The sequence below is a fragment of the Arthrobacter sp. genome, from assembly GCF_030540645.1.
Classification (GTDB): domain Bacteria; phylum Actinomycetota; class Actinomycetes; order Actinomycetales; family Micrococcaceae; genus Specibacter.
Genome location: NZ_JAUNVV010000149.1, coordinates 1 through 2,762, shown reverse-complemented (window position 1 = coordinate 2,762; position 2,762 = coordinate 1). Strand labels below are relative to the sequence as shown.

3 protein-coding genes are annotated in these 2,762 nt (G+C 63.0%); all 3 read left to right on the top strand.

Going from position 1 to position 2,762, the window contains the following annotated elements:
• Positions 1-1,308: hypothetical protein (locus Q4P21_RS16075; protein WP_303389726.1), on the top strand; the 1,308-nt coding region annotated here is incomplete at its 5' end.
• Between the two features lie 27 nt (positions 1,309-1,335).
• The gene (gene rsfS / locus Q4P21_RS16070; protein ID WP_303389725.1) at positions 1,336-1,827 is read left to right on the top strand and encodes a ribosome silencing factor; all 492 of its coding nucleotides are present in this window, start codon (positions 1,336-1,338) and stop codon (positions 1,825-1,827) included.
• 36 nt (positions 1,828-1,863) lie between these two features.
• Complete coding sequence (locus tag Q4P21_RS16065) at positions 1,864-2,610, top strand: histidine phosphatase family protein (protein ID WP_303389724.1); 747 nt, start codon at positions 1,864-1,866, stop codon at positions 2,608-2,610.
• Positions 2,611-2,762 lie beyond the last annotated feature (152 nt).

Genomic DNA, 2,762 nt, shown 5'->3' with positions numbered 1-2,762 from the left:
GGCGCTGCCACGGCCAAGACCGGAGCCGCAGCGCGTAAAACTGGCGCTGCTGCACCCAAAACCGGCGCTGCTGCAGTTCAGGCTGCGGCTGGTGAATCCACGGCAGGTCCCGCGGTCCCCGCCTCCGCAGTCTCACCAGCCACTGCAGGGCAGGTGGAACCGACCACCCAGTCGGATAGAGGAGCTGCACCGGTAGAACGTCAGTCTCAAACGGGTGAACGCGAAAGGGCAGCCCAGAGCTCCTACAGGAAGCTCCTCGACGCGGAACCTGCGGCGCCAACCGGACACGGCACTGGGCAGCAGGCTGATGCCAGCCCGGCAGTACCGGGGGTCCCGGGAAGCAGCCCGCTGTTGGGGACCGTCTCTCACCGCCGCACTGGCCGCCGCGCTTCGTCCGGTGCCGTGGATGCTCCCTCATCAGTGGCACGCGGTTCGGGCCGTGCCCGCGCTCATGGTAGCAATCAGGCGCCGGGGACAACCATCCCCACATCCGAGGAATTGACGGTCCTGGCAGCGCAGCGGGAAGACAATGGCCGTGCCGCCGTTCTCAACCAGCGGGCCGAGGCCCGTGAACGGCTGGGGCAGGACAGTACCAGGAACCGACCCCCGACCCCCGACCCCACGGCGACCAACAACTTGGCCATGGTCACTCCGCTGGAATTTGTCCAGGTACCCGGCATCGACCGGCCCGTGATGCGCCCGCCTGCAACAACGCATGTGCCGATCGTCACCGAGTCAATGCGCCAGCAAACCGCCGGGCCTGGGAAACCGCCGCCCCGTTCGGCAGGAAAACCGGCACCGATAAGCACCTCGAATGATGGGACAGCTGCCTACACCGCTGCCGCCGCAACGGAGCCGCTCGGTGCTCAGCCGGCACAAGTACCTGAACCGCAGGTGCGGAGCACAACGGCCAAGCATAAGAGCGAGGTAACCAGCACCGTGGTTCCCACCACGAGTTCTGAACGTTCCGAAGCAGTCCAGGCATCAGAATCCGCCCACAGCCCAAGTCACGGTAAACGTGTACTTACGGGCGGGCACCCAACTGAGGGCTCCGCCGTCGGTCCTGTGGCCGCGGCACCCGCTGAAGCAGCTGCTGCAACGCCTGCCCCAGTGCGCGCTGAGGTGCACCGGTCGCAGATGCCCCCGATGCCGGCCGACTATGCTCATGGACTTGAGCCGCTGGATGCGATGACGGCAGGGCTCCGGCGTACCCAGCGTAATCGGCGGCTGCAGTGGGGAAGCCTCATTGTTGGCGGTGCTGCCTTGGTTGTGGGCGTCATCTTTCTCATCACATCTCTTACACGCTAAATTTTTTATCAATCAAAGGAAACAGTAGTGACGGCAACAGAACAGTCAATTGAACTTGCGCGAGCAGCAGCACGGGCGGCATCGGACAAGCTGGCCCTGAACGTAACAGCCATTGATGTCAGCGACCGCTTGGCCATCACGGATATTTTCTTCATCGCATCGGCGGAAACCGAGCGTCAGGTCAACGCCATCGTGGACGGGATCGAAGACGAGCTGCACAAGTTTGACTTGCGCCCCGTACGTCGCGAAGGACGTTCAGGAGGCCGCTGGGTGCTGCTGGATTACGCAGACATCGTGGTTCACGTCCAGCATGAGGAAGACAGGGTCTTTTACGCTCTGGAACGCCTGTACGGAGACTGCCCGGTCATCGACCTGCAGTTGGGCGAGCTCGACCCGTCGGCGAAGTCGGCTGGCATCCGCGCTGGCACAGGAGCTGACACCGGAGCTGACGCACAGTCCGATACTGCGGCAGCCACTGAGACCGACGTCCCGGCCAACGCTCAGGCCAACAAGAACTAATCCCTGCAAAGGGCTCTGGAACGGATACTCCCCTTGATGGCTGGAATTGAACCAGAACACTCGGTCCTGCAGTCCGCCGGAACGCGACGACGGGTGATCTTTTGGCGCCACGGACGCACCGCCTGGAATGCTGCGCGGCGCTTCCAAGGCCAAACGGACATTCCGCTGGATGAGGTGGGTGTTTCACAGGCGAGCCGTGCCGCAGCGTTGTTGGCGGGAAAGCTGGTTCGCAACAATGCTCAGCCGAACGTGCAGATCCTTTCCTCCGACCTGGGCAGGGCCTATGCCACCGCGCAGGAGCTGGCAACCCTGATGGGCAGTGACATCCTGGTGGATCCCCGCCTGCGTGAAACGTATGGCGGGGAGTGGGAGGGGAGGACGTTCGATGACATCATCGAACACTTCCCGGACGACATTGCCTTGTGGCAGAAGGATGAGCCGGGTGTGCGTGCCGGCGGTGGGGAGACCCGCGTGGAGGTGGCCCAGCGCATGGTTGAGGCTATCTTGGAGAAAGCCGAGGACATGCCCGACGGCGGCACACTAGTGGTCACCACCCATGGCGGGGCCACACGCGTGGCACTGGCGAAACTGTTGGGACTGCCGGAGGAGCTGTGGCGAGCCATGTCTGGGCTGTCCAACTGCCATTGGTCAGTGGTTGAAGCTGCCCAAACCGACCCCAACAGTGACGGGATGGGCATCTGGCGCCTGCTTGAACACAATGTTGGAACTCTTCCAGAGCCGTACGAACTACCCGAAGACCTGGCCGAACCCGTTGAGGATTAGACACGCTTTAAAGCCCGATTTGGCAGGTGGGTGAAACGTGTTCTAGGATAGACAAGTTGTTCCGGCCAAGACCGATTGGTCATGGCTGGAGGAACGGTTTGGGGCTGTGGCGCAGCTGGTAGCGCACCTGCATGGCATGCAGGGGGTCAGGG

Bases quoted from the DNA above. Each gene is read 5' to 3' on its own strand.
- Q4P21_RS16065 (WP_303389724.1), top strand. From the start codon at position 1,864: ATGGCTGGAATTGAACCAGAACACTCGGTCCTGCAGTCCGCCGGAACG.